Below are 25995 nucleotides of genomic sequence, written 5' to 3' on the forward strand. Positions count from 1 at the left end.
GGCGGCTCCGGATTTCGTTAATGTGTTAACAGTTATAATTAAGATGTTAACTATCGTCAAGCGTGGCACACTTTCATCGCAGTGGTTGCGCTGAGCGATCCGGTGCAGGATGAGCACCACGGCAATCAAAATAAAAACGAGTAGCGCGCGATGACTGACCGTCAACCCATTCCGAACATCAACATTGGCCAGGTGTACGACCAGCGCTACAGCGACGCGCAGGTGCATTACGACCGGTTGGCAAACCTCGCAGGCTTTTTCGGGCGCAACATGCCGGTTCATCGGCATGACCGGTTTTTCCAGGTGCACTACGTGAAAAGCGGTACGGTGCGCGTGTACCTGGATGACCAGCAATACGTCGAATCCGGCCCGATGTTCTTTCTCACGCCGCCCACCGTGCCGCACGCCTTTGTGACCGAGGCCGACAGTGACGGCCATGTGTTGACGGTGCGCCAACAGTTGGTCTGGCAACTGATCGATACCGACCCCAGCCTCGCGCCAGCCGGCGCGCAATTGCCGGCAGCGTGCGTCGCGCTGGCGAACTTGGGGCCACACAATGCGGACGAGATCCGCCGGCTTGATTTCCTGTTCGATGAGTTGAGCGAAGAGGTGGGCGCCCAGCACCCAGGGCACAGTGCCGCCTTGGACAGCTTGACGCGCTTGATCATGATCAGCCTGTTGCGGCTGTGTTCCCACTCGTTGAAAGCCACGCCTGCGCGACACGAAGATTTGAAAATCTTCCACCGCTTCAACGAGCTGATTGAAGCGCACTACTTGCAGCACTGGCCTTTGTCGCAATATGCGCAAGGCATCGGCGTAACAGAGGCGCGGCTTAACGACGTGTGCCGACGCATTGCCGACCTGCCGTCCAAACGCCTGGTTTTGGAACGCCTGATGCAAGAGGCCAAGCGACTGCTGCTGTTCACCGGCAGCTCCGCCAATGAAATCTGCTACCAGCTCGGGTTCAAGGACCCGGCCTATTTCAGCCGTTTTTTCCAGCGTTACGCGCAGCTCACTCCGGGGGAATATCGCCAGCGGCAACTGGAATTGCGTTGAGCCAGGCATTGATATGTTTCGCCTTGGTCTTGTTGATCTTGTTCGGATCAGCATGACGACTGCGACGGTGCGACAGAATGGCTTTTAGGCGGAACCGCTTGTACTTTTCATAGGCTTGCGTGCGCTGAATGCCGACACTAAGCTGCCGACTCGCCCATCCAAATGGTGCCGTATGGCCAATCCCAGACCTTCGCTGACCCTGACCCTTCTGCAAGCCCGTGAAGCAGCAATGGCTTTCTTTCGCCCCGCCCTGAACAAGCACGACCTGACCGAGCAGCAGTGGCGGGTCATCCGGATACTGCGCCAGCAAGGCGAGCTGGAAAGCCATCAACTGGCCCAGCAGGCGTGCATTCTCAAACCGAGCATGACCGGGGTTTTGAGCCGCCTGGAGCGGGACGGCCTGGTGCGCCGGCAAAAGTCCAGCCAGGATCAGCGACGGGTTTTCGTGTCCCTGACGGAGCAAGGCGAACAGTGCTTCGTCTCGATGAGCGAGGGCATGGAAAGTAATTACCTGCGAATCGAGGAGCAGTTTGGCGCGGAAAAAATGGAGCAGTTGCTGGCTTTGCTCAATGAGCTGAAAAATATCAAGCCGTGATTTATCGAAATCCAACAGGCGCGTTGCCTCTTAGCACCAATACCTAAAGCCATCGCCTCCGCCGCCGATACCCCCGATCATGAATCCGCGAACCGCGTCCGCATCAGTATTGACTGAGCCGAAATGCGATGTTTTGCTTGCCGACCGCGTCAATTAAGGAAAAGTGACAGTGATCATAGGTATCGATCTGGGCACCACCAACAGCCTCGTGGCGGCCTGGGACGGCGAACATGCCCGGCTATTGCCCAATGCCCTTGGCAATCTTCTTACCCCGAGCGTCGTTGGCCTCGACGACGATGGCCAGTTGATCGCCGGCGATATCGCTCGGGAAAGGCTGCACACCCATCCGCACCTCACCGCTTCATTGTTCAAGCGCTACATGGGCAGTGCCCGTGAAACGTTGCTGGGCGGGCGGGCCTACCGCGCCGAGGAGCTTTCGGCGATGCTGCTGCGCAGTCTGAAGGCTGACGCCGAGCGTGCCTTGGGCGTGCCTGTGCTCGAAGCGGTGATCAGCGTGCCGGCGTATTTCAGCGACGCCCAGCGCAAGGCCACGCGTATTGCGGGAGAACTGGCGGGCCTGAAGGTCGAAAAACTGATCAACGAACCCACCGCCGCAGCGTTGGCCTACGGGCTACAACAGCGGGATGAGGCCACTTTCCTGGTGTTCGACCTGGGTGGCGGCACCTTCGACGTTTCCATCCTGGAGCTGTTTGAAGGGGTCATGGAAGTGCGCGCCAGTGCCGGCGACAACTTCCTCGGTGGCGAAGATTTCGATGATCGACTCGTCGAGCACTTCATCGCCAGTATCGGTGCCGCCGACCTCCCTGATACTTCACAGCCTGGCATGGCGCAGCGATTGCGGCGCGAGGCGCAGCGTGTTCGCCATGCCTTGGGCCAGGCGCCGGTTGCGCGCTTTGTGCTGCGCGAGCAGACACGTGAGTGGAGTCTGGAGGTGACCCAGAGCGATCTGGCGAACATCGCCCAGCCGTTAATGGATCGCCTGCGTGCGCCGATCGAACGCGCGCTGCGTGATGCCCGGATCAAAGTCGCGGACCTGGACGAAATATTGTTGGTAGGCGGCACCACGCGCATGCCGCTGGTGCGCAAGTTGGTGGCGACGCTGTTTGGGCGGATCCCGGCGATGCAGCTCAATCCGGACGAAGTCGTGGCGCAGGGCGCGGCTATCCAGGCGGCACTGAAAGCACGCCATGCTTCGCTGGAAGAAGTGGTGCTGACCGATGTCTGCCCCTACACGCTGGGCATCGAAACCTCGGTACAGCTGGGCAACCAATACCAAAGCGGTCACTACTTGCCCATCATCGAGCGCAACACGGTGGTGCCGGTGAGTCGCTCCCGTAACGTGTCGACCCTCAGCGACAACCAGAAAGTGGTCAGGCTGGGTATCTACCAGGGCGAAAGTCGCTTGGTGGCCAACAATATTTTTCTCGGTGAGCTGGAAATCCCGGTGCCGCCGCGCAAGGCCGGGGAGATCACCCTGGACGTGCGCTTCACTTACGATAACAACGGCCTGCTCGAAGCCCAGGTGCATCTGCCGATCAATGGCGAAACTCGTCGGCTGGTCATCGAGAACAACCCTGGCGTGCTGGCCCCGGAAGACATCGCCCGACGGCTGGCCGCCCTTGAAGCATTGAAAGTGCATCCGCGGGACCAGCAGGTCAATACGTTGCTGCTGGCTCGGCTGGACCGCCTGTATCAGGAAAGCCTTGGCGACGGACGAGATCATATTGCCGCGCTGGCAAACCACTTCCAGCAAATGCTCGACACCCAGGATGAACACCGGATCCGCGAAGCCCGTGGCGATATCAGCCAGCGCCTTGCCCACTTCGAGATGGAGAGGTAAGTCATGAGTCATTGGCAAATGCTGGGCCTTGCCCCGGACGCGGACGAACGCAGTATCAAGCGCGCCTATGCACGGCTGCTCAAAGTTCATCGTCCTGACGAAAACCCTGATGAGTTCCAGCGCCTGCGCCAAGCGTACGAGGCGACGCTGGCCGAGGCACAGTGGCGCGCGCAGGCTGATGATGAGGACAGCTATGTTTCGCTAGACATCGGCGAGCCAACCCCGGACTCATCTCCCACTGTTGTGCAGGCGCCTGCGCTCGCCATTTCTTTGGACGATATCGACGCCCCAACGCCTATCAGCCCGCCGCAACCGTCCCTTGACCAGATGCAGCAATGGTTGGCCGAAGGCCGGGACCGCCAGGTCATGGACGGGCTTCGCGTTTGGCTGGCAAGTGACTGGCTGTTGCCGTTCGAGCGCCGTCAGCAGTTCGAGCAGAGCGTTCTGGACTGGCTCGAGTCCGCGGAAGGTTGGTCGCCTGCCTTTTTCGATGGGGTGTGCAAGGTCATGGGGTGGGATGAAGCCCAGGCCACGCTGCCTTGTGAATATTGGCGCTGGGACCGCCTGATCAGACGGTGCGAGGCGCAAGCCTTTGCCGAGTCTGTGCGGGCGGACCTTGTCAGGTTTGACACCGATAAATTCCACGGGCGGCCGGCCGCTCTGCTGCTGAAACCCTTGGCGGACGGTGACCGCCGTGAATTGGCCGATGGCTTTGACGGCAGTGACTGGCAACGTTTTGCCCAGCTCGCTCAAACGATCGAATATCAGTATCCAGAGGTGCCCGAGCAGCTTGGATTGCAACCTGTCGACAACTGGCGGGATTGGCTACCCCCGACAAGCTATCGAGGCATCTACCTGTTTCTGTGGGTGGCGCTGTCTATGGTGCTGATCACGTCGGTGTTCACCGGTCTGATAAGAAAGGATGGGCTGAGCTCGGCGGTTGTCATGCCGGTGCTGATGATCGCAGTGAACTGGGTCGGCATGAAGGCCTACGGAATATGGGCGCTGGTGGCCGTGGCAGCGGCCCGGTTGGACGTGCTGCTCAGTCAGTGGTTGGTCCCGCGCCGTTGGTACCGACAGGGCGCCGGGCTGCTGTTGCTGCGCCACATCCTTCCCAGCGCAGCGCCCGCCTTCTTGGCGTACATATGGTCGGGCGGCCCTGCATGGTTGCGGTGGGGAAGCGCGGTCGCTGTGTTCCTTGGTGTCCTCTATTTCACCAACCAAGCGCTGAGCGGCGGAAAGGTTTCCATCTGGGCCCGAGCATGGCGCGCCGTTAAACTTCGGGTCGGGCGGCTGCCTTGGCACACGCTGCAACACCAAGGTCTTGTGGTCGTGATTGTCGTGCTGGTGATGGCAGCGACGGTGTACTGGCGTATGAAAGGTGTCGCTTAGGAATAGATTTTCAACGTCAGGCGCGCTGACCGAGGGGTATCGATAAAGGGGCGTTGATGAGCATGAAATCAATAGAGCGAACCTCGCCCCAAGGACTGGAGGCATACATTCGCGGCGAGCGCTTGGCGGCTTCGGATGATTTGGCCGGCCGCGACGTGTTGGTGCAGATATTCAACCGCGAGCCCCAGGAAGAAAGCTTTATCGTCCCGGCCGTCGCTGAGCCCTTGCTGGTATGGATCATGTCGGGAACCGCGGCGGTACAGGAGCGCAGCCTGGGCGGCGAGTGGCAAACCAGCGTGGTGTCCAAGGGCGATTTCTTTTTGACCACATCGGCTGAGCCCTACGAAATGCGCTGGAGCGTGTCTGGCGCAGACGCTTTTGTCGTGATGCATATCTACCTGGGCATCGCGTTGCTGGAAAAAGCCATCGAGGAGACGCTCGGCGGCCCTGGCGCTGTCCGCTTGCGTGAGGTGTCGGGTGGTCGTGATGAGGTGCTGTCCATGCTGCTGGAACAGTTCCGCGCGGAACTGACCGTTCGCCATGGCAGCAGCGCGCTCTTTCTGCAAGGCCTCGCGCAATGCCTGGCCGTTCACCTTGCCCGTGAGTACCTGGACAATTCGGCGGACGATCTCGCCCGTCGCAATGCCTTGCCCGCTTATAAATTGCGGCGCGTATTGGCGGACATGGAAGGCAATCTGCAAAAAGAGTTCAGCTTGCAGGCGTTAGCCGAAGCCGCCGACATGAGCGAATTCCACTTCAGCCGGCTGTTCAAGAAAGCGACGGGGCATTCGCCTTCGCAGTTTTTCATCCGACTGAGAATGGCCCGTGCCCGGCAGCTCCTGTTAGAGACGGATCGCAGCATTATCGATATCGGCATGGACGTGGGCTACAGCAGCCCAAGCCATTTTTCCCAAGTGTTCAAACGTCAAGTGGGCGTGACGCCGAGCCACTATCGCAAGTGAACCCGTTCCCGATGAGCTGGTAATCGCGGATTCCATAAAAAGCGCGGTGCAGGCAACGCCGCACCGCGCGGATCGAGACAATCATCAGCCGACGGGAATGCTCATGCCGCCATCAGCCATGACCACCGAGCCGACGATGAAGCTGGCGCGTTCGGAGGCGAGGAAGGAGACGATTTCGGCAATTTCCTCTGGCGCCGCTGCCCGGCCGATGGGTGCCGATTTACCGTGCTCTTCCAGGAAACCGCGGCCGTCGTCCATGAAATGATTCAGCAGGTTGGTCACCACGTCGCCGACGCCGATGGCGTTTACCCGGATGCCGTGCTCGATTGCTTCAAGCGCCTGGGTGCGCGTCAGTTGGGCGAGGGCGCCTTTGGAGGCGGTGTAGGCGGCGATGCCGGGGAAGGCAAAATACGAGGCGTAGGAGGCGATGTTCACGATTGCCCCGGATTTGTTTTTCATCATTGCCTTCATCGCTTCGCGAGAATGCAGGAAGGCGCCGGTGACGTTGGTTTCCATCTGCCACGTCCAGTCTTCGCGCGTCATCTCCACGATCGGTTTGTAGAGAATCCGGCCAGCGTTATTGACCAGCACGTCCAGCTTGCCAAACGTCTCAACTGCCAGGGCGACGGCTTTTTCAGCGGAGCCATCCACGGTGATGTCCGCGACGAAGGGCACGATGCCGTCTCGCTCCAGGTCGTTTACAGACGGGTCGATGTCCTCGGCAATCACCTTGGCACCGCGCGCATGGAGCAGCTCGGTAATGGCTTTACCGATGCCACTGGCGGCACCGGTCACCAGGATTACTTTGCCTGCAACTTCATCAGGGGTTGGATTGAATTGAGTCATGTCAGGTCTCCAAGCAGTGGTTGTCAGTCGTTTCGACGGTTCAACTCTGCTGCTTTTTGACGTGCGTCTCTTTGGCAGCCTTGCTCGGACTGTTGGGTTTTTGCTCCTTTCTCGTTCGTTGGCCGCGCTACACCTGGAAGTCAGCCACGCCGACCAATTGAAAAACTTCCTCTTCCGAGGGCGCGAAGGTGATGTCCAGGTTACGGTAACCGGAGTGATCGCCTACCAGGCTCAATTCGAATCGCGCCCCGGAGGCGTCGGCTTCGTAGCTCTTCAAGTACGTCAGGTTCTTGGCTTCATTGAAAACCACGTCCAACGTGCCGTTGTAGCCATTTCCCAGCCGGGTAAAGCCCAGGGCGGACACATCGATCGTGTCTTCACCGGCGGTATAGTCCATCAGGCGATCAGTGTGGTTTTCGGTGGCGGTACGGTAACTGTCGCTCAATAGGTCGAAGCGGAACACATCGTTGTTGCCGCCACCCATCAATAAGTCCCTGCCTTCTCCGCCAACCAATGCATCGTTTCCTAGCGCTCCATAAATGTGATCGTCACCCGCGAACCCTTCGATGATTTCGCCTCGAGCGTTGCCTTGTAAAAGATCGGCTCCTTCGGTGCCCATCAACTTGGCTTGCTGGAACAGGATGTTGGTTTCATCCAGCGCTTGGCCCAGATTGCCGTCGAAGACCACTTCGAAGCGTTCCCCTTGCGCGTTGACCTCGAAGCTCTTGAGGTAGGTCCGCGTCCCGCTTTCATTGACGCGTATCGCCAGGGTTCCGTCATGTCCATTGCCCAGCCCGAGGAAGCCCAGGGAGGAGAGGTCGAGCGTATCGGTGCCGGGGTCGAAATCGGTGATTCGATCGCTATGGGCCGTGGTTGTGGTTCGGAAACTGTCCGAGACTGACTCGTAACGGAAGGTATCGGCCCCGGTACCGCCCGACAGCAAGTCACGACCTTGCTGGCCGTCGATCAGATCGTTACCGGCCCCGCCGAGGATCGCATCGTCGAACGAAGCGGTGCCCAACAAGAAGTCATCATCGCGGCCACCGTCAAGGTGGTAATAGCCGTCGTCGGGATTGCCGAAGCTGTGGTCCAGGCTGCCGTTGGGGTTCAACTGAACCAAGGCGGCCAGATAGCCGTCTGCGCTCGTGCCTTGGCTTCCGCCAATCAATAGCTTGCCGTCGGCCCGCACGATCATGTCGGCGACGGCGAAAGGCGCGCTTTCCGAGCCCCAACGCACCTGACCCTGATCACCGAAATCGGTATCGAGCGAGCCGTCGGCGTTGAGTCGGATAACGCTCGCCACGCCACCCGAGGCGCCCGCCAGCAGGATTTTGCCGTCATCCTGAATGACGAGGGCGTCTGCATGAACATCCAGGACCAGGCTGCCCCCGTTGGCAAAGGTGCTGTCGAGCGTACCGTCCGGGTTGAGGCGGGTCAGGGTATCTTGCCCCGTGACCAATACCTTGCCGTCTTCCTGTAGCGAAACGTCGAGCGCGCCGCTGGGGTGGATGCCGACGGACGCTGGCAAGTGCAGGACCCCAGTCTCCCCGAAGGACGAGACCAGGGTTCCCATCGCGTCGAAACGGGCAATATGGATCTCCCCGGAGGGATACCCGGCGCTTGCGAAGAAACTGCCGTCGCGTTGCACGGAGAACGACGCTTGCTGGCCAAGATCCTCATTCCAGTAGAAAGGCACTGTCGCGGTGCCGCCGTTCCCGAAACCCCCGTCGAGACTGCCGTCGGCCAAGGTACGACTGATGCCCGACACCCAGGCGTCGCCGACTTTCACGTACTGCGCCGCCAGATAGCCCCCTCCCGGCTGCACCGCACCATTACCGCCATCCTCGATATCGAGCGACACAGGCAGGAGGGACTTGCCGTCTCCACTGAAGTTGCGGTCCAGGCGACCCTCGGCATTGAACCGGACCAGGCTGCCGGTAAAGCCTGAATCCTCTTCGCCTCCCAGTCCCAGGCGACTATAAGCGCCCATCCAAATAGTACCGTCGGGATCGACCGCGATACCTGCGACGGTGTCCGAGCCCCATAGGGTCGTGGCTACCGTGCCGGTGTTCCGCACGGTTGAAGTGGCGGGCGAAGTGCTCTGAGTCATGTCCATAACCTCTGATAGCTTTTTGTCGACAAAGACAATAGACATCGCTCAGTCAGGTCGCCACTTGACGAGACGAAGAGAGGTTCTTGGACGACCTGTCGCTGCCTTTCCATCAAGGGGGACTTTAGATCGATTGCAGCTTTTCGCGACAGGCAGGTTCGGCCAAAAGGACCCACTCGGGCATGTCTGGGGAACCAGTTCGTTCAAATTGCGTGCAGGTCTTCTTTCTTGTCTTGATTATTTTTTCGGCCGTTACGAAAGACTCGGCACGATTCAAGCGGCACTAAAAAATGCGCCTATACTCGTTTACGCTGGAAGCGCTATTTTATCGGCCATCAATTGAAAGCTGCCTCACAATATGGAGCACGGCTATGAGCATAAAGGATCATGTTCTCGAAGGGAGTGAATGGTCGCAGGGTGACTATATTGATAATTTGCCTGGTGTTAGCGATGGGTATTGCAGGGCGCTGGTCATTTACTGGTTATATGATATACACCTCCATAAGAAAATCTCAGTGGCGGACAATTTCAAGTCATTGATAAAGTCCCATGTTGGAAATTTGGGGACCATTGCCAAGTCTCAGGAAGATACCGATAAAATAGGCAGCCTTAACGCGCTCGAGATGGCGAACGTTCATCTTTTGCAGGTGACTCAGGGGGTCCTGTCCGTCAATACCGGCGCAGTAAATGTTACCTGGCTTGGTCCACAGGCAGCAGGCACCCCGGGCGGGGCGGTGCGTAGTGCACTGAACCAATCAGTTAGATCAATGTGCCTTGTACATATTGAATGGGATGGATGGCTGTGGACCTCAGTCGGCAGCGGCGCGCATGCGATAGGCGTTGTATCAGAGCCTGGGGGCTCGGCGGGGGATACGTTTACCGTATTTGATCCAAACTACGGAATAATGCGAGCCTATGGGGTCGCTGGAATTGATACCCTTATGCAGGTCATCAGGAATGAATATTCTGCAAACAGATTGGCCGCGCTCCCATTGATGTAGTGAGTCGGCGCTGAACTGTTAGTCGCCGGCGAACGGCTGCTTGTGGCTGAGCGTTTGCAAAATATCAGAGGGGTTTCTAATAATATAAAAATTCGATGCGGGGCTTCTGAGCGTAGTTGTGTTTTTACAATGCTGGGCCGTTTGCTGCCTGCCACGACGCAACTACCGGGCCGAGATCCAAAATACAGTCAGCACAACGACTCCTTCTAATGAAGTCGGTATGTCCGACAGACAGTCTGTCGAGTGTTAAAAAACGTCGGGCAACGCTCTCAATCGATGCTGCTCCAGCAGAAAGTCCACAAACACCCGTACCCGCGCCGGCATCGCCGATCCCCCAACGAAAACCGCATGGATCGGCTCCCGGTCCCCGGGGGGCCAGGCATCCGACAGCGGTACCAGATCGCCGCGTTGCAAATCCTCGGTTACGGTGAACTCGCCGATACGGGTGATGCCAGCGCCTAGCCGGGCGCGTTGTGCCAGGGCGCTGGGCAACATGTGGGAAACCGGGGACGGGAAACCGGGGACAGACTACGATTTGGACTTATCTGTAATCGGACCGTCTCATAATCGTGCCTGTCCCGATTTCTTCCCTGATCGATGAAAGCGCCCTAGCTGCCAGACGGCGCCGGCATCGGAATATCACCCAGTTGCAGCCCCAGCAGCGTCATGTATTCGTAGATGTGCTGATAGCCGGATTGCGCTTCATAGCTAGGGCACGGGGATTGAAGTTTCCCACAGAGCCTCAGCTCCATGTTTGCACCGCCCATGCCCCATTGCGTGTAGTTCAAGTTATTACGGGTGACGGTATCGATATTGGAGCAAACCATTTCCTTCATCTTTTCATCGATGACGTTGGTGGGCTCATAGAGCGTCAAGGAGAAGTTGAGGGAGGTTGCGCACCATGCCATCGGAACGACATCCAGCGTGTTGTAGATGCGTAGCGCATTGCCGGCCATCTGCTGATTGAAATAGCTCGCAAAAACACCGTCGCCGGCCGTCGGTGCAGCAATCGTTTCGCAGTGGAAATCAAAGTTCGAAAATTTATCTTTCAAATAAAGTGCAAGAACCGACATCAAGGCACCGCCGAGGCTATGCCCGACCAACCGGATCGTTGCCCCACTGCGCTGTTTTGCCAGAAAATCGCAGAGTTTGCCCTGGCTACCGATTTTTGATTCCTGACCCAATATCGCGTTTACACCGTCCAAAGTCCCTTGCGCCACGTGAGCCGGTACCGGGCAGTTCTTGATGAGGTTCTGCAGCGGCACCATTGGAGAAATATCAAGATCATCTATCTGATCCTTGATGGAATCGGCAAGGGTCCCACTCGTCACCACGACGATGTCGTTTTCGTTCTGCCCGCCGATGAGCACCACCGTGATGTGAGCCACATGCTCGCCATCCGGGACCAGGGCAGGTCCCCAGGCTACGCCATAGCCGCCGCCAAATTTGGAGCCATTAAGGCGGGTAAGAATGTTGTCTTTGACCTGGCTCGGCGAAGGGTTCTTCATGTTTTTCCAATCCGGCGAAGACAGCGCCGCATTGTTCACCACGTACGCGTGGGTAAGATTGATTTGTCTTTGCTGAAGTGAGTCTAGCGACGTCATGACTGCTCCTTGTCTCGAAGATAAATATCAACGGACCAACGAAAACTCACGGCTGCCGTCGATCCTTCTTGGCTAGCAGGATCGAGTGTAGCCGCAGTTTCTGGATGCAAGTGCAGATGTATCCAAATGGTGGAAGAACGAGCGCAGAACAATGCTGAAGGGCAGCATGTGATCGGAGTAGGGAGGCCAGGTGTGGCGCGCACCGTTGGACTAAATCGGGCATGCCCCGCGCGAAGCGAGCGCGTCGAGACTATGCTCATGGCAGATGCAGGTGGATTACGGTTAGTAGATCCCAAGCAAGGAGTGCGGCATGAACACTAAACCGATCCACGAAGTCTTGTGGCGCCTCGCCGCCTGCACGATCGGGCTGGCGATGGCCGCCACCCATCCAGCCCAGGCGGCCGAAAGCGGCATCGCCAGCGGCCCTACCGCAAACCATAGCATTGCCTTCAGCAACTCCTACGCAGGCAGCGATTTTCGCAAGGTGATGGTGCGCAACTGGCAGGAGATTGCGCTCCAGGCGCAAAAGGATGGCTTGATCCGGGAGGCTCCGGTGGTCAGCGCCAACAACTCCGCGTCGGAACAAGCCGCCCATATCCAGGACATGATCGTCGAAGGCGTGGACGCCATCGTCATCCTGGCCGCGTCCGACACGGCGCTCGACGGGGTGATCCGCGCTGCTTGCGACGCCGGTATCGTAGTGGTCGTCATGGCCAGCCTGGTCACCGAAGGCTGTGTCTATACCGTCGACTACAACTGGGCCGCCATGGGCCGGGTGGAAATCGATTACATCGCCAAGCGCCTCAAGGGGAATGGAACGTTGCTGGAAATCCGCGGCATTGCCGGCGATGCCACCGATAAAAACATCAGCGACGGCATTCGCAAGGCTGCCAGCGACTATCCGGGCCTGAAGTTCGCCAAGGCCGTCTACGGGAACTGGACGGCGTCCGTCGCACGCAAGGAGGTGGCGCTCGCGCTGCCGTCGCTGCCCAGCATCGATGCGGTCGCGACGCAGGGCGGCGATGGTTATGGCGCGGCCATGGCGTTCAAGGCGGCGGGGCGCCCTTTGCCGATCATCGTGATGGGCAACCGTCAGGACGAACTTGCCCTGTGGAAACAGGAACGCGATGCCAATGGCTACGAGACCGTTTCTGTTTCCGCCTCGCCAAGCGTCTCCCAGGTGGGGTTCTGGGTGGCCCAGCAGATCCTGGCGGGTAAGCCGGTACCGAAGTTCGTCGAGGTGCCGCTGGTACGCATCGATGCGAAAGACCTGGATGCCTGGCTCGCCACGATGCCGGTGGGCGGCGCTGCCAATCCTTTGTATAGCCAGGCTTCCGTTGCGGCGATGATCGATGCGGCCATCAACAATACGGCGCCGCCGCCGGCGCCTTTGCCGGAGGTGGCGAAGCAGTAGTGGCGGGCGGTGAAGCAAGAGGCGAGAGGCCATGGTGACATTCAGACTCGCCACTGACAGGCCCATCGCCGTCAGGATCGGGCTGGCGGTCGCAGCGCTGGTGTTCCTGATGCTCACGGTATCGCTCGTGAACCTCTACGGCCTGCGAGGCATGGTAGGGGCGGTGGATTCCGCCAGCCATTCGGCGGAAATCCTGGCGTCGGTCAACGGGGCGACCGAGCGGGTAGAAAATTTCATCGCCTCCCGCGACCAGGAAAGCCTGTCCCAGGCCGAAGGCATGGTGGCGACGGCGATCGCCGGTCTCAGCGCTATTCCGCAGGCAGAGGCGCAATCGCTCAAGGGCGGTCTGGAAAGGCTCACCGCGGCGATCGCCGTCTTGCGCGCGGCAACCCTGACCATGGACGGTGAAACGGAGAACATGACGGCCCACTACGGTCGCATGCGAGAGGCGACGATCCTTGTCGAACAGGGCATCGCCGATGGGCTGAAGGGGCTGGACTCCCGCGCCGCCGAGCACACAGCGCGGGTGAGCAACATTGATAGCGCCCACCGCATCCTGGATGTCCTGCGCAACGGCGAACAGATCATCACCGCGCATGTGGCGCAGATGCTGGTGACGGGTGATGCGGCAGCCGCCAGCGCGGCGCGCGATGCCTGCGCGGCACTGCAGCCTGTGGTGGAACAATTACGCGAGGTAATGGGGACGCCACAGGAAGTAGAGGTCCTGGGCCAATTGGTGGCTGCGATCACTGCACTCAGTGCGACGGTAGAGAAACTTGGTGAGGCGCCCAAACTCCGCGGAGGCGAGGCTTTGCGGTATCTCGCCGCCATCGGCAATCTGGCCGAGCGCCTCGAGGCGATGTTGGGTGAAGTGGATGGGCGTGTCGCCCATGACGCGAGCGACATTCAAGCGGCCACCGGGTTGCTGAACAATGCAGCCGCGTTGTCCAAGCGTTTCGCCGAGCGTGTGGCGACGCTGGAGGCGCAGACCTTGTCGTTTCGGCTCTCACCGTCGACCGAAATCGCCAGCGCTGTCGGCGCGATCCTGGATGAGCTCTCCCGTCTCGCGCGTGTTCTGCCTTCGTCCGTCGGGCTGCAAGCCAAGGCTGCACCCCTGACGGTCAACGATCAGATTGCCGGCTACCGGGCAGCCTTCGCCCGGTTCCAGCAGGCGAGCAATGCCCTGAGTGGCGCACGCGACCAGGTTCGCAACGAGGCACGGAGCGCTGGCCTGTTGGTGGCGCGCTTTGCCGGCGAAGCGCGCGCCGACGCCTTGGTCCACAATGATCGCGGCATGCTGGCGACGATCCTGGCCGGTGCCGTTGCCATCCTGCTCGCCGGTGCCATTGCCTGGAGCACCTCGCGATTTATCGCGCAACCCATCGTGGCCCTGGCCTCGGTCATGCGTCGGCTGGCGGCGGGCGACCTGAACGCCGAGATCGCCAGTGCCGGACGCGGCGACGAAATTGGCGTCATGACCCGCGCCGTACGGGTGTTCCAGGAGAATGCCCTGCGTATTCGGGTGCTGGAGGCCGAGGCCGAGGCCGAACGACAGCAAGTCCAGGCCTCGTTGGAAAGAATGGTCGCCGAACGGACCGATACGTTGCACCAACAGACTGAGGAGCTGGAGGCGCAGGCCATCGAACTGATCCAGGCGCGCAACCAGGCCGAGTCGGCTAACCAGGCGAAAAGCGATTTCGTTGCCACGGTCAGCCATGAATTGCGCACGCCCCTGACCCTGATTCTCGCCCCCTTGGAGCAGCTCTCGGCGGCAGCCAGCCCGCCGCAGGACTGGCGCGTGCAAATCGAGCGCGCCCAACGCAACGCGCTGCGCTTGATGAACCGGGTGAACGACATTCTCGATTTTTCCAAGGCCGAAGCGGGCAAGTACGAGTTGTGTCCAATTCCTATCGACTTGAACGCGGTGGTGGGTGTGCTGGCCGAGGATGCCGCCATGGTGGCCGAGGGTAAAGGCTGCAGCTTGACCTGCAGCATCGATCCCGCGCTCGGCACGGTGTTCCTCGACCCGCGACACTTCGAGAAGATCCTGCTCAACCTGGTGAGCAACGCCATCAAGTTCACGCCCGCTGGCGGCACGGTGCATCTGGCGGCGACGCCGATGGATGGCGAGCGATTCGAGTTTGCGGTGCAGGATTCGGGGATTGGTATCGCGCCTGACAAGTTGCCGCTGTTGTTCCAGCGTTTTTCCCAGATCGACAATTCCGCCACGCGCCATTACAGCGGCACGGGCATCGGTCTCGCCCTGGTCAAGGATCTGGTCGAACTGATGGGCGGGGAAGTCGGCGTCAGCAGCGAGCCCGGGCGGGGCTCACGCTTCTTCGTTCGACTCCCGATAGGGGATGGGCAAAACACCGTACCGACCGAAGCCAGCGATGTGTACGAGCGATCGTCGGCGAACACAGCAAGCACAACCGAGCAGCGCCACCTGCGTTTCGACGATGGCCGCCAGGGTTATCGCAACGACTTGGCTTCGGCGCAAAGCACAGACGACGAACAGCACCCGGAACACGCCGCGCGATCCAAAGTGCTGGTGGCGGACGACAGTCCTGAAATGCTTGCGTATCTCAGTGAGCTTCTGCGCAACGACTACATCGTCGCCACCGCAACTGATGGGGAACAGGCCTGGGAGATCCTGCAACGTCGGCCCATCGATGTCGTCGTCTCGGATGTGATGATGCCGAAACTCGACGGCTTTGGCCTGACAGCCCGGATCAAGGCCGGCGCCGGTTTTGCCCATCTGCCGGTGATCCTGGTGACGGCTCGCGGCGGTAGCGAGGCCTGTGTGTCCGGGCTGGAGAGTGGCGCAGATGACTATATCGCCAAGCCTTTCTCGCCGCTGGAACTCCAGGCTCGCGTACGCGCGGCGCTGCGCATGAGCCAGGTACAAAACGAACTGCATGCCAAGTCCCGTCAGGCGGGCATGGCCGAAATCGCCACGACGGTGCTGCACAACGTCGGCAATGTGCTCAACAGCGTGAACGTATCGGCAGAACTGGTCAGCAGCCAGATGCGCAGCTCCAAGTCCCAGGGACTCGGCAAGGTTGCTCAGTTGATGAAGGAACACGTCCATGACCTGAGTGATTTCCTGACCCACGACCACAAGGGGAAGATGTTGCCCGATTACCTGCTCAAGCTGGCGCAAGTCGTGGCGGAAGAGCAACAAAGCATCATCGAAGAGCTCGGACAGCTCACCAAGGGCATTGACCACATCAAGACCATTGTCGCTGCCCAGCAGTCCTATGCCGTTGCGGTCAGCGTTGTCGAGACCGTGCCGGTCCCGGAGCTGATCGATGACGCCTTGCGCATGAGTGCCGGTTCGCGGTCGCGCCAGGAGGTGACGGTGGTCAAAGACATTGCCGACCTGCCTCTGCTGTCGCTGGACCGGCACCGAGTGCTGCTGATCCTGGTGAACCTGATCCGCAATGCCAGGCAGGCGCTGGACGGCGTGATCGATCGCAGCCCATGCGTCACGTTCAGCGCATCCCTCGCTGACGAGACAGCATTGCGTATCACGGTGGCCGACAACGGCAAGGGAATTGCGCCTGAGCACATGGCGCGCCTCTTTTCCCATGGCTTCACGACTCGCAAGGACGGCCACGGTTTCGGCCTGCACAGCTGCGCACTCGCCGCGCAGGAAATGGGCGGCAGCTTGACCGTGCGCAGCGACGGGGTTGGACAGGGGGCGACTTTTATCCTGGATATTCCCGTTGATGCTGCGCTGGGTAAGTGATGGACACCGAACCAGTGCCCTCGGACCAAGCTCAAACGCCGTAAGGCACTTGCCAATACCCTGACGTTAACGTAAAGATGGCGACAAGGCGCTGGCTTGCAAGAGCGCAGGGCGGACCGATCCGGAGCGCTTGATGACGCTGATAAAAACAACTCATCCCAAACTGCATCGTGAAGCCCGGCTGGCCCGAGAAAAGCTGCACCTCGAAGGCACCGTTCCCGATGGCGTATTACGGGCGGAAATCGATGCGTCGTGGCGGCGCAGTCTCAGCCATGGCGTGCATTTCAACGCCACGCAAGAACTGGCGCTGGGGTCGAACGCGAGCCTTGAGGTGCTGTTGGAAAGCAATCGGTTGTTGATCGATGCGGCGATGCCGGCCATAGATTACCTGGCTGAGCGCCAGGGCAAGGAAGGGCTTGTCATCCTTGCCAATTCCGACGCCACCATCCTTGCCGCCGAAGGGCGCGCCGACCGTTTCAAAAGTAGCAACCTTCAAGATATCGCGCTGGGCGCTTGCTGGAGCGAAGCGGCACGCGGTACCAATGCGCTGGGTACCGCACTGGTGGAAGCGCGTCCGACGATGATCGATTGCGGGGAACACTACCTCGACCGGCTGACCGATTTTTCCTGTACTTCGGTCCCCATCCATTGTCCCCAGGGCGACATCCTCGGCGTCCTTGACCTGACTCGCGAAGGCCCGCTCGGTCACTTGCGCGATGGCACCGCACTGCTGACGATGGCCGTCAACCAGATCGAAAGTCGTGTGTTCAATGCCTATTACCCGGACCAGATCGTCCTCGCTTTCCACAGCCGTCGGCAATACCTCGAATCCCCTTGGCAGGGCTTGCTCGCGGTGAGTCTCGGGGGGCAGATTCTCGCGGCCAGCGCCCAAGCTTGTCAGTTGCTCCACGCCGAGCGTTCGGCACTCGTGGGTCGGCCCTGTGAAGCGTTTCTGGGTGTCGATGGCCTGCAATTGTTATCGCGTCTGAATCAGGGCGGCATCGGCAGCCTGCAAACCGCCAAAGGTGAACTTTTCTACAAAGCCCTGCGGGCGCCGCAGCGCTCGCTCAGCGTCAGTACCGCACCGCGCACCCCCACTAAAACCGCAACGCCGCAACCCGATCTCGAGTCCTTGGCCGGCAACAATGCCCGCTATGCCCGGGCACTGCGCATGGCCCGCCAAGGCCTGGCCAATGATCTGCCGGTGCTGCTGCTGGGCGAAACGGGCACCGGCAAGGAAGTTATTGCCCGAGCCCTGCATATGGCCGGAACCCGCTGCGATAAGCCTTTCATCGCGGTGAATTGCGCGGCAATCCCCGAAGGCTTGATCGAGTCGGAACTGTTTGGCTACCGCGAAGGTGCTTTTACCGGTTCGCGCCGGGGCGGCATGGTCGGGCGCCTGCAGCAGGCCCATAGCGGCACGTTGTTTCTCGATGAAATCGGCGACATGCCGCTGGCCTTGCAGGCTCGTTTACTCAGGGTATTGCAGGATCGCAAAGTCGCGCCGCTGGGCGCAGGCGAAGAGCAGGACATCGACATCGCACTGATCTGCGCCACGCACCGCGACCTCAAGCGCCTGGTGGAAGACAAACACTTTCGCGAGGATCTGTTCTACCGGGTCAACGGCATCAGCGTGATGCTCCCGGCCCTGCGCGAGCGCGACGACTTCAATGGCCTGATCGACCGTTTGCTGGCCAAGCTCGATGCGCCGACAGTAGTCCTGCACGAGGATTTGATCCGCTTGCTAGGCGGGTATCACTGGCCGGGCAACATTCGCCAACTGGAAATGGTCTTGCGCACCGCACTGGCCATGCGTGAACCGGGGGATACCGTGCTAACCCTCGACCATTTGCCCGACAGCATGCTCGACGAACTGACCGCCGGCGAGCGCCCTGCGAGTGGCAGTATTCGAGAGCAGGAACTGGAATTGATTCGTCAATCCCTGGACACGCACCAAGGCAATGTTTCAGCCGCCGCCGACGCCCTGGGCATCAGCCGCGCGACCCTGTATCGCAAGCTTAAACAGCTGCGCTCGTGATGCTGCGTTTGATCGTTCGGCTGATCGACAGCCAGGACTCTGCGAATTTGCAAACGGCGTTGCGCTGGCTCTACAGCTTCGTGCGCCCGCACCGGTTGGCGATTGTCGGGCTGCTTGGGCTGTCGGTCTGCGCCTCGTCGCTGGTATTGGTGCAACCTTGGCTAACCAAGTTGCTGATCGATGACGGCCTGCTGGCGCGCAACTTCGCGATGCTGGTGCTGGTCGCCGGGTTGATGATTGCCGCCGGGTTGGTGGGTACGGCACTGTCGGGCATTAATCGATATCTACACACGCGATTGTCCGGACGGATTCTGTTTGCCCTGCGCGATGACCTTTATCGGCATTTGCAGACGCTCTCGCCAGGCTTCTATGGGCAGCGGCGAATCGGCGATTTGATGTCGCGTCTCGATGGCGACATCGCGGAAATCCAGCGCTTTGCCGTGGACTCGCTGTTCTCTGCGGTATCGAGCGTGATCGGCCTGGTGGTCGCCGTGGCGATGTTGGTGACCCTGTCCTGGAAACTTTCGCTGCTGGCCTTGGTGCTGATTCCACTCGACGTGCTCTGGCTACGCTGGATGCGGCGCAAGGTCGAGCTCGATGTGCGGCAGTTGCGCGAGCGTTCGGCGGATATGTCCTCATTCATGGTCGAGACCTTGCCAGTGATGAAGTTCATTCAGTCCGCGGGTCAGCAACAGCGTGAAGCGCGAAGGCTGGAGACGTTGGGCCAAGGCTATATGAGTCAACTCTTGCGCCTGCAAGTCACCGAGTTTTTCACGCAGGCGGTGCCCGGCACGCTGACATCGTTGTCCCGTGCCTGTGCGTTCTTGATTGGCGGGTACTGGGTGGTGCAAGGGACTTGGCAATTGGGCGCGTTGATTGCGTTTTCGACGTATTTGGGCATGGCGGTGGGGCCGGTCCAAAGCTTGCTCGGGCTCTATGTCGCGATTCAGCGGATGACCGTGAGCCTCGGGCGGGTCATGGAATTGCGCGGTGAAGAGCCAACTGTTTTCACACCGGTTACGCCACAGCCAATGCCGGCTTCTGGCGAACTGCGTTTCGACAACGTGCACTTCGGCCACCCCGGTCGCCCGACCACCTTGCGTGGCATTGAAGCGCGAATTCCTTACGGTTTGAAAGTCGCCCTGAGCGGCGGTTCGGGTGTCGGTAAATCGACCCTGATCGATCTGCTGCAACGGCACCATGATCCGCAGTCCGGTCGGGTCTTGCTGGGAGAGGTCGATCTGCGAGAACTGGACCTGTTCCAACTGCGCCGGCGCATTGCCGTGGTCAGCCAGGACATCGTCCTGTTTCGTGGCAGCCTCGCCGACAACCTGGCCTACGCCGTGCCGGACGCCAGCCGCCAAGCCATTGCCGAAGTGGCGCGGCTCGCGCAGCTCGACAGCCTGATCGAGTCACTGCCCGAAGGCCTCGACAGCCCTTTGGGCGAGCGTGGCCAGCAACTGTCCGGTGGGCAGAAGCAGCGAATTGCCATTGCCCGGGCGCTGCTGCAGGACCCGTTGATCCTGGTGCTGGACGAAGCCACCTCGGCGGTCGACGAAGCCACCGAACGCGAAGTGATCGAGGCCATCGACCACCTGTTCGCCGGGCGCACGCGGATCCTGATCAGCCACCGTCCCTCGACCCTGGCCGATGCCGACCTGCGCTTTGAACTGCTCGATGGCGTGCTCACTTCAGACACGGTGCAACATGAGGCCTGAACTGCGGATTGGCGTGGTGGACAGCGGTCATTCGCCAGCGCAACGGATGCGGGTGATTGCCGGCAGACGGTTCTCGCTGCTGGAGGATGGCCTGGCCGAAAGCGATTTACGCGATGATCCGCTGGGCCACGGCGGTGCCGTGATCGAGGCCATCAGCCAACGGGCGCCGGTGGCGGTTTTCTGCGTGGCTCAGGTATTCGACCAGCGTGGTATCACCAGCGCCTTGCAGATCGCCACCGCCATCGATTGGCTGGTGGCGCAAGAGGTGCGGCTGATCAACCTGAGCCTCGGTTTGCGGCACGATCGTAGCCTGTTGCGTGAAGCCTGCGCCGCAGCGGTGGCGCAGGGCATTTTGTTGTGTGCGTCCAGCCCGGCCCAGGGTGAAGGGGTGTTTCCGGCGAATTATCCGCAGGTGTTGCGAGCGACGGGTGATGCGCGTTGCACCGAGCAGCAATGGTCGTGGCTCAACAGCGCCCAGGCAGATTTCGCCGCATGTGTTCACGGCACCCACCCGGGGCAGTCGGGCGCGAGCCTCGGCTGTGCGGCGTTGAGCGGGCACATTGCAAGTTTCCTCGTTGAAAATCCCGAGGCGAGCAACGAACACGTTGTCGAGTGGCTGCAAAAGAACGCCTGTTATCAAGGCCCTGAACGGCGTGTCGGCCCATGAAGCCGATTGTGATTCTCGGCGCCGGGCCTGCGGGGGCTGCGGTGGCCCTGGGGCTGCGGCGGCTCGGGTACCCCGTCACGTTGGTCAGTGAGTGGCGGCGCTTTGCGGCGCTCGAAGGGGTGTCTATACGAGTGCTGGATGCCTTGCGCGGTGCTGGGTTGCAACAAGCGTTGACGGATGCGGCGCAGCCTTCCCAGCGGCAGGTGTCCTGGAACGGTCAGCAGCACGCGCAGAACGTCGAATTCTTGCTGGATCGTCCTAGCTTCGATCGAGGCTTGCGCGAGGATTTGCGGCTGGCCGGCGTCGAGTTGATCGAAAGCCGGGTGCTGACGGTGCAGTCGCAAGCCTCGGGGCATCGAATCGAACTGCAAGGGCGCGAAGCGTTGCTCGCGGATTTCCTGGTGGAGGCTCGTGGACGCCAGGCGCCCGCCCTTGGCAAAGGCCTGAGGGGGCCAGAGACAGTCAGTTTGCTCAATCGCTGGCAAGGTGCGCCGGGTATCACCGCCAGCGCTGTGGAAAGCCTTGAAGACGGTTGGGCCTGGATGGCGCGTCGGGCCGACGGCCAGTGTTATTGGCAATGGACAATGGACGTGGCCAGTGCCGAGTTGCCGGGGAAGGCGCTGTTACTTGATTACTGCCGTCAGCGCCGCCAGCAATCGGCAGTGGCCCGGGCGTTTTTCGGGGATGAACCGCCAACCAATCTGCACCTGCATGCCCGCAGCAGCACGGCGATTTTGTCTTCGCAGATCTGTGGCGATAACTGGATCCGGGTGGGGGATGCGGCCATGGCAGTGGACCCGCTGTCGGGTAATGGCATCTTCCAGTCATTGTCTTCGGCCTTGCAGGCGCCTGCGGTGATCAACACGCTGTTGCGCAAACCTGAGCGGAGCTTGCTGGCACAGCGTTTTCATCAGCGGCGGGTCAAGCAGTTGTTTTTGCGCTTTGCGCGCATTGGCCGGGACTTTTATGCCGATGAGCAGCGTTGGCCGGACCAGCCGTTCTGGCAGGCGCGGCGGCTGTGGCCGGATGCCGAGGTCACCCACGCCGAGGCGGATTTTTCCGCGCTGAGAATCGAGTCTGCGCCGGTGCTCAAGGATGGATTTGTGGATGAGGCCGAGGTGGTGATCACGGCGGATCAGCCGCTGGGGATCTGGCATGTGCAAGGGGTTGAGCTGGCGCCATTGGTACGACGGTTGCGCAGCGAGCCGGCGGAGCGGGTGTTGGAGGGGTTGTCGGCGGAGCAGGGAAGGATGGTTCGGAGCTGGTTGCTGGGGCAGGGGTTCAAGCCCTGACATTTGCTTGTCTGGGCTGGCGTTATCGCGAGCAGCTCACTCCCACAGTGGTTTTGCGTCGAACATAAAGCCAATGTGGGAGCGAGCTTGCTCGCGATAGCGGTCTAAAGCACGCCGCCAATCACAACTTGATCAACACCGACTTCAACTCGGTGTAATGCTCGATCGCCGCATACCCCATCTCCCGCCCGACCCCAGACATCTTGTAACCGCCGAACGGCAACGCCGGGTCCAGGGCGCTGTGGCAGTTGACCCACACCGAACCCGACTTGATCCGCGGAATCATCCGGTGCACCGCCGCCAAATCATTCGACCAGATGCTCGCCCCAAGGCCATAAGGGCTGTCATTGGCCATGCGCAACGCATCGGCTTCGTCATCGAACGGAATTGCTACCAGCACCGGGCCGAAGATTTCCTCTTGTACCAATGCATGTTGCTGGTCGACGTCGACAATCACCGTGGGTTTGACGAAGAACCCCGGCCCGAATTGCTCACCGCCGCAGGCGATGGTCGCGCCGCTTTCCCGACCTTTTTCGATGTAGCCATAAACCCGTTCCTGTTGACGGGCGGAGATCAACGGGCCCATTTCGACGCTAGGGTCCAGGCCGTTGCCGAGCTTCATCGCGTTGGCGATGTCAGCGATGTCCGCCACCACATTGTCGAAATGCTTGCGCTGCACATACAGCCGGGAGCCGGCGCAGCAGACCTGGCCTTGGTTGAAGAAGATCGCACTGGCGGCACCCGCGGCAGCGGTCTTCAGGTCGGCATCAGCCATGACGATGGTCGGCGATTTACCGCCCAGCTCCAGGGTCACCCGGGTCATGGATTCCATGGCGATCTTGCCGATCTGCTTGCCCACGGCGGTGGAACCGGTGAACGTCAGCTTGTCCACCAACGGGTTGTGAGTCAGGGCGGAGCCCGCCGTGATACCGGTGCCGGTGACCACGTTGAACACGCCCTCGGGGTAACCGGCTTCCAGCACCAGTTCGGCGAGCTTCAGCGCGGTCAGCGGCGTTTCGTCGGCGGGTTTGAGCACGACGGTGCACCCGGTGGCCAGGGCAGGGCCGAGTTTCCAGCAGGCCAGCAACAGAGGGAAATTCCAGGCGACGATGGCGCCGACCACGCCCACCGCTTCGCGGCGAATGAAACTGTGGAATTGATCGTTGGGCATCAACGGCAGCGACACGTCGACGCTGGAGCCTTCGATCTTGGTGGCCCAACCGGCCATGTAGCGCAGGAAGTCGATGGACAGTTGCACGTCCATCACTTGCGCCACCGCCGCGCTCTTGCCGTTGTTCAGGCATTCCAGTTGCGCCAGCAGCTCGGCGTCGCGCTGCATCAAGTCGGCAAGTTTCCATAACAGATTCTGCCGCTCCCGAGGGCGGGTGCGGGTCCAGGCGGAGTCGTCGAAGGCCTGGCGGGCGGCGAGCACCGCGCGATCAACGTCCTCGGGCGTGGCCCTTGGCACCACGCACAACACTTCGCCAGTGGCTGGGTTGTGCAGCGGCATGGTCTGGCCGTCCGCGGCCTCGACCCAGTCGCCGCCGATGAGCATGCGTGGGGCGCGTTGGACGAAGGCCGAGGTGGCGGGGAGCAGAAAAGGTAGGGGCATGATGAGACCTCTTGTTGTGCGTGAGGACGTGGATTTCTCCAAGGTTGGCAATGGCTGTGCCAAGTATCAGGAACGGGCGGAGAGCCCTTTGTTGGTGGGGTTTCAGCGATGAAAGAGGAAGGTTGGCAACCAGGGTTTTGTCGCAAATCGCGACAATGCATGAGACGACGAGTCATTCCCGTTTGTACCGAAACATCGTCGAGGGCTATGAAGTGTTCCAGCCGGAGGCATCTATGCTTGTCTCAGACTGCAACAGCTGTCGCGATATTAGACGCAGGCCCTCTCGTTTTGATGCGCGAAAAAGCCACGATATTCACATAACTATTTGATTTAAATGATGTTCGTTTAGCTGGCACGCTCCGTGTATTGCTCATCGCAGACGTTTCTCTTGCCTCCGTCAGCGGCTTGTCGCCGACGGCAGAAACCATAAAAACGATAAGCCACAAAAATAAGAAAGCACCGTGCGAGGTTCGACGTTGATGAAGAGAAAACTCCGATCAGGCCTGAGCGTCAGTCTGCTGGCCGTGGCGGCCTGTGTGGCGCTGCATTCGCCTCATAGCCTGGCAGCTCGCGACGCCCAGACCATCCTCAAGGAAACCTGTCAGGGCTGTCACACCCCCGAAGCCGATAACGCCTTGAGCCGTATCAGCCACCAACGCAAAACCCCGGAGGGCTGGCTGATGAGCATCGCCCGGATGCAGACCATGCACGGTTTGCAGATCAGCGATGACGACCGCCGAGCCCTGGTCAAATACCTGGCCGACACCCAGGGCCTGGCACCGAGCGAAACAGACGGCGTGCGTTATGCGCTGGAGCGCCGGCTCAATACCGTTGAAAAATTTGATGATCAGACCAGCCAGATGTGCGGCCGTTGCCACTCGGGGGCGCGGGTTGCGCTGCAACGTCGACCTGCTCAGCAATGGGAGCGCCTGGTGAATTTTCACCTCGGCCAATGGCCGTCGCTGGAATACCAGGCCCTGTCCCGTGACCGCGATTGGTTCGACCTGGCCCGCAAAGAGATGGTGCCGCTGCTGGCCAAGCGTTATGCGCTGGATAATCCGGCCTGGAAAAAATGGCTGGCCAGCGCACCGAAAGCCGAGGCGCTGGTCGGCGACTGGAGCTTCAGCGGGCACCTGCCGGGCAAAGGCGAACTGGCTGGCGTCATGAGCGTGACTGCCGATGGCAGCGATACGTTCAAGGTCAACGTCAAAGGCCAATACGCCGACGGCAGTCCATTCGAGGGTGACGGTAGCGCGATTCTCTACAGCGGATACGAATGGCGCGGCAACGTGACCATCGATGGTGTGACCATGCGCCAGGTATTCGCGGCCCAAGGCAACGCCATGCAGGGCCGGATGTTCGAGGCCGAGCACGACGAGCGGGGCCTGGACTTCGTCGCCGCCAAACAGGGTTCCAATCGTTTGCTGGCGGTGCAGCCGGGTTATCTGAAGGCGGGCAGCGAAGCCGAAGTCACCCTGATCGGCAGCGGTCTCACTGGCAAACCAAACTTTGGCAAAGGCGTGGAAGTGGTCAAGGTGCTGGAGCAAACCCCCGAGCGCCTACGGGTCAAGCTCAAGGCCGCAGCCAATGCGCAACCGGGCCTGCGCAATGTCACGGTTGGCGCGCTGAAAGGCCCGACCCTGTCCGTCTACAGCAAGATCGCTGAAGTCAAAGTCGTGCCCGAGTTTTCGGTGGCGCGGATCGGCGAGGGCGGTGGATCGACGCCGAAAGTCCAGGGCCGTTTCGATGCCGAGGCGTGGGGCAAAGGGGCTGGCGGCAAGCCCTATCGCATCGGCGTATTCCCGGCGCAGTGGAAGGTCGAGGCTTTCGACGACCGCGCCAACGAGGATGAAGACGTCAAGTTTGCCGGCACCATGCAGGCCGATAGCGGCGTATTCACCCCAGGCGATGCCGGGCCGAACCCGCAACGCAAGATGTCCACCAACAATGCCGGCAACCTCAAGGTGATCGCCGCCGTCGATGATGCAGGGAAATCCCTGACCGGCGAAGGCCACATGATCGTCACCGTGCAACGCTGGAACAATCCACCCATTCCATAAGTTGGCTGTTTTTAAC

Annotated in this window: 17 protein-coding genes and 1 pseudogene; 13 read left to right on the forward strand and 5 right to left on the reverse strand. The window is 60.5% G+C overall.

Going from position 1 to position 25995, the window contains the following annotated elements:
- Positions 1 to 150: 150 nt before the first annotated feature.
- The 5 genes from hpaA (at position 151) to FHK92_RS00335 (ending at position 5866) form a co-directional block, all read left to right on the forward strand.
- Entirely contained in the window at positions 151 to 1056 is a 906-nt protein-coding gene (gene hpaA / locus FHK92_RS00315) for a 4-hydroxyphenylacetate catabolism regulatory protein HpaA (RefSeq protein WP_181286260.1), read from the forward strand.
- A gap of 172 nt (positions 1057 to 1228) precedes the next feature.
- Positions 1229 to 1651 carry a homoprotocatechuate degradation operon regulator HpaR gene (gene hpaR / locus FHK92_RS00320; RefSeq protein WP_181286261.1) on the forward strand — a complete coding sequence of 141 codons (423 nt, stop codon included), beginning with the start codon at positions 1229 to 1231 and terminating at the stop codon, positions 1649 to 1651.
- A gap of 169 nt (positions 1652 to 1820) precedes the next feature.
- Positions 1821 to 3512, forward strand: coding sequence for an Hsp70 family protein (locus FHK92_RS00325; protein ID WP_181286262.1), 1692 nt, complete (start codon positions 1821 to 1823; stop codon positions 3510 to 3512).
- A gap of 3 nt (positions 3513 to 3515) precedes the next feature.
- A complete protein-coding gene (locus FHK92_RS00330; RefSeq protein ID WP_181286263.1) occupies positions 3516 to 4904 on the forward strand; it encodes a J domain-containing protein in 1389 nt (462 codons plus the stop codon).
- 62 nt (positions 4905 to 4966) lie between these two features.
- Positions 4967 to 5866, forward strand: coding sequence for an AraC family transcriptional regulator (locus FHK92_RS00335; RefSeq protein ID WP_181286475.1), 900 nt, complete (start codon positions 4967 to 4969; stop codon positions 5864 to 5866).
- Between the two features lie 84 nt (positions 5867 to 5950).
- Here the strand turns inward: FHK92_RS00335 and FHK92_RS00340 are convergent, their stop codons facing one another.
- A complete protein-coding gene (locus FHK92_RS00340) occupies positions 5951 to 6712 on the reverse strand; it encodes an SDR family NAD(P)-dependent oxidoreductase (protein WP_181286264.1) in 762 nt (253 codons plus the stop codon).
- A 127-nt stretch (positions 6713 to 6839) separates the two neighbouring features.
- A complete protein-coding gene (locus FHK92_RS00345) occupies positions 6840 to 8822 on the reverse strand; it encodes a M10 family metallopeptidase C-terminal domain-containing protein (protein ID WP_181286265.1) in 1983 nt (660 codons plus the stop codon).
- A gap of 371 nt (positions 8823 to 9193) precedes the next feature.
- Between FHK92_RS00345 and FHK92_RS00350 the strand changes: the two genes are divergently transcribed.
- Complete coding sequence (locus FHK92_RS00350) at positions 9194 to 9823, forward strand: hypothetical protein (RefSeq protein ID WP_181286266.1); 630 nt, start codon at positions 9194 to 9196, stop codon at positions 9821 to 9823.
- Positions 9824 to 10069: 246 nt separating this feature from the next.
- Here FHK92_RS00350 and FHK92_RS00355 read toward each other — a convergent pair.
- A pseudogene (locus FHK92_RS00355) lies at positions 10070 to 10306 on the reverse strand (LysR substrate-binding domain-containing protein); the annotation flags it as partial.
- A gap of 125 nt (positions 10307 to 10431) precedes the next feature.
- Positions 10432 to 11427 carry a lipase family protein gene (locus FHK92_RS00360; protein WP_181286267.1) on the reverse strand — a complete coding sequence of 332 codons (996 nt, stop codon included), beginning with the start codon at positions 11425 to 11427 and terminating at the stop codon, positions 10432 to 10434.
- 310 nt (positions 11428 to 11737) lie between these two features.
- On the opposite strand from FHK92_RS00360, the gene FHK92_RS00365 reads away from it, so the two are divergent.
- The 6 genes from FHK92_RS00365 to qhpG all read left to right on the forward strand — a co-directional run bounded on the left by FHK92_RS00365 (position 11738) and on the right by qhpG (position 22307).
- Positions 11738 to 12841 (forward strand): ABC transporter substrate-binding protein, encoded by a 1104-nt coding sequence (locus FHK92_RS00365; RefSeq protein ID WP_181286268.1) that lies wholly within the window; start codon positions 11738 to 11740, stop codon positions 12839 to 12841.
- A 31-nt stretch (positions 12842 to 12872) separates the two neighbouring features.
- Positions 12873 to 16592: an ATP-binding protein gene (locus FHK92_RS00370; protein ID WP_181286269.1), complete on the forward strand. Its 3720-nt coding sequence runs from the start codon at positions 12873 to 12875 to the stop codon at positions 16590 to 16592.
- A 133-nt stretch (positions 16593 to 16725) separates the two neighbouring features.
- Positions 16726 to 18630, forward strand: a complete 1905-nt coding sequence (locus tag FHK92_RS00375; RefSeq protein WP_181286270.1) for a sigma-54-dependent Fis family transcriptional regulator — start codon at positions 16726 to 16728, stop codon at positions 18628 to 18630.
- Positions 18630 to 20348, forward strand: coding sequence for an ABC transporter ATP-binding protein (locus FHK92_RS00380; protein WP_181286271.1), 1719 nt, complete (start codon positions 18630 to 18632; stop codon positions 20346 to 20348). Before FHK92_RS00375 ends, FHK92_RS00380 begins: the two co-directional genes overlap by 1 nt.
- Positions 20338 to 21015 (forward strand): subtilisin-like serine protease QhpE, encoded by a 678-nt coding sequence (gene qhpE, locus FHK92_RS00385; RefSeq protein ID WP_181286272.1) that lies wholly within the window; start codon positions 20338 to 20340, stop codon positions 21013 to 21015. Before FHK92_RS00380 ends, qhpE begins: the two co-directional genes overlap by 11 nt.
- A complete protein-coding gene (gene qhpG, locus FHK92_RS00390) occupies positions 21012 to 22307 on the forward strand; it encodes a flavin-dependent monooxygenase QhpG (RefSeq protein ID WP_181286273.1) in 1296 nt (431 codons plus the stop codon). Before qhpE ends, qhpG begins: the two co-directional genes overlap by 4 nt.
- 121 nt (positions 22308 to 22428) lie before the next feature.
- On the opposite strand, the gene FHK92_RS00395 is transcribed toward qhpG, so the two are convergent.
- Complete coding sequence (locus FHK92_RS00395; RefSeq protein ID WP_181286274.1) at positions 22429 to 23919, reverse strand: aldehyde dehydrogenase family protein; 1491 nt, start codon at positions 23917 to 23919, stop codon at positions 22429 to 22431.
- 479 nt (positions 23920 to 24398) lie between these two features.
- Here FHK92_RS00395 and peaA point away from each other — a divergent pair, with 479 nt between their 5' ends.
- Positions 24399 to 25979, forward strand: coding sequence for a quinohemoprotein amine dehydrogenase subunit alpha (peaA, locus tag FHK92_RS00400; RefSeq protein WP_181286275.1), 1581 nt, complete (start codon positions 24399 to 24401; stop codon positions 25977 to 25979).
- Positions 25980 to 25995: the final 16 nt, after the last annotated feature.

Source organism: Pseudomonas brassicacearum subsp. neoaurantiaca (assembly GCF_013608025.1).
GTDB lineage: Bacteria > Pseudomonadota > Gammaproteobacteria > Pseudomonadales > Pseudomonadaceae > Aquipseudomonas.

Coding starts and splice junctions, on each gene's coding strand:
- FHK92_RS00345 (WP_181286265.1), bottom strand. CDS start 8,822: ATGACTCAGAGCACTTCGCCCGCCACTTCAACCGTGCGGAACACCGGC.
- FHK92_RS00370 (WP_181286269.1), top strand. CDS start 12,873: ATGGTGACATTCAGACTCGCCACTGACAGGCCCATCGCCGTCAGGATC.
- hpaA (WP_181286260.1), top strand. CDS start 151: ATGACTGACCGTCAACCCATTCCGAACATCAACATTGGCCAGGTGTAC.
- qhpG (WP_181286273.1), top strand. CDS start 21,012: ATGAAGCCGATTGTGATTCTCGGCGCCGGGCCTGCGGGGGCTGCGGTG.
- hpaR (WP_181286261.1), top strand. CDS start 1,229: ATGGCCAATCCCAGACCTTCGCTGACCCTGACCCTTCTGCAAGCCCGT.
- peaA (WP_181286275.1), top strand. CDS start 24,399: ATGAAGAGAAAACTCCGATCAGGCCTGAGCGTCAGTCTGCTGGCCGTG.
- FHK92_RS00340 (WP_181286264.1), bottom strand. CDS start 6,712: ATGACTCAATTCAATCCAACCCCTGATGAAGTTGCAGGCAAAGTAATC.
- FHK92_RS00330 (WP_181286263.1), top strand. CDS start 3,516: ATGAGTCATTGGCAAATGCTGGGCCTTGCCCCGGACGCGGACGAACGC.
- FHK92_RS00375 (WP_181286270.1), top strand. CDS start 16,726: ATGACGCTGATAAAAACAACTCATCCCAAACTGCATCGTGAAGCCCGG.
- FHK92_RS00360 (WP_181286267.1), bottom strand. CDS start 11,427: ATGACGTCGCTAGACTCACTTCAGCAAAGACAAATCAATCTTACCCAC.
- FHK92_RS00380 (WP_181286271.1), top strand. CDS start 18,630: ATGCTGCGTTTGATCGTTCGGCTGATCGACAGCCAGGACTCTGCGAAT.
- FHK92_RS00365 (WP_181286268.1), top strand. CDS start 11,738: ATGAACACTAAACCGATCCACGAAGTCTTGTGGCGCCTCGCCGCCTGC.
- FHK92_RS00350 (WP_181286266.1), top strand. CDS start 9,194: ATGAGCATAAAGGATCATGTTCTCGAAGGGAGTGAATGGTCGCAGGGT.
- FHK92_RS00335 (WP_181286475.1), top strand. CDS start 4,967: ATGAAATCAATAGAGCGAACCTCGCCCCAAGGACTGGAGGCATACATT.
- FHK92_RS00395 (WP_181286274.1), bottom strand. CDS start 23,919: ATGCCCCTACCTTTTCTGCTCCCCGCCACCTCGGCCTTCGTCCAACGC.
- qhpE (WP_181286272.1), top strand. CDS start 20,338: ATGAGGCCTGAACTGCGGATTGGCGTGGTGGACAGCGGTCATTCGCCA.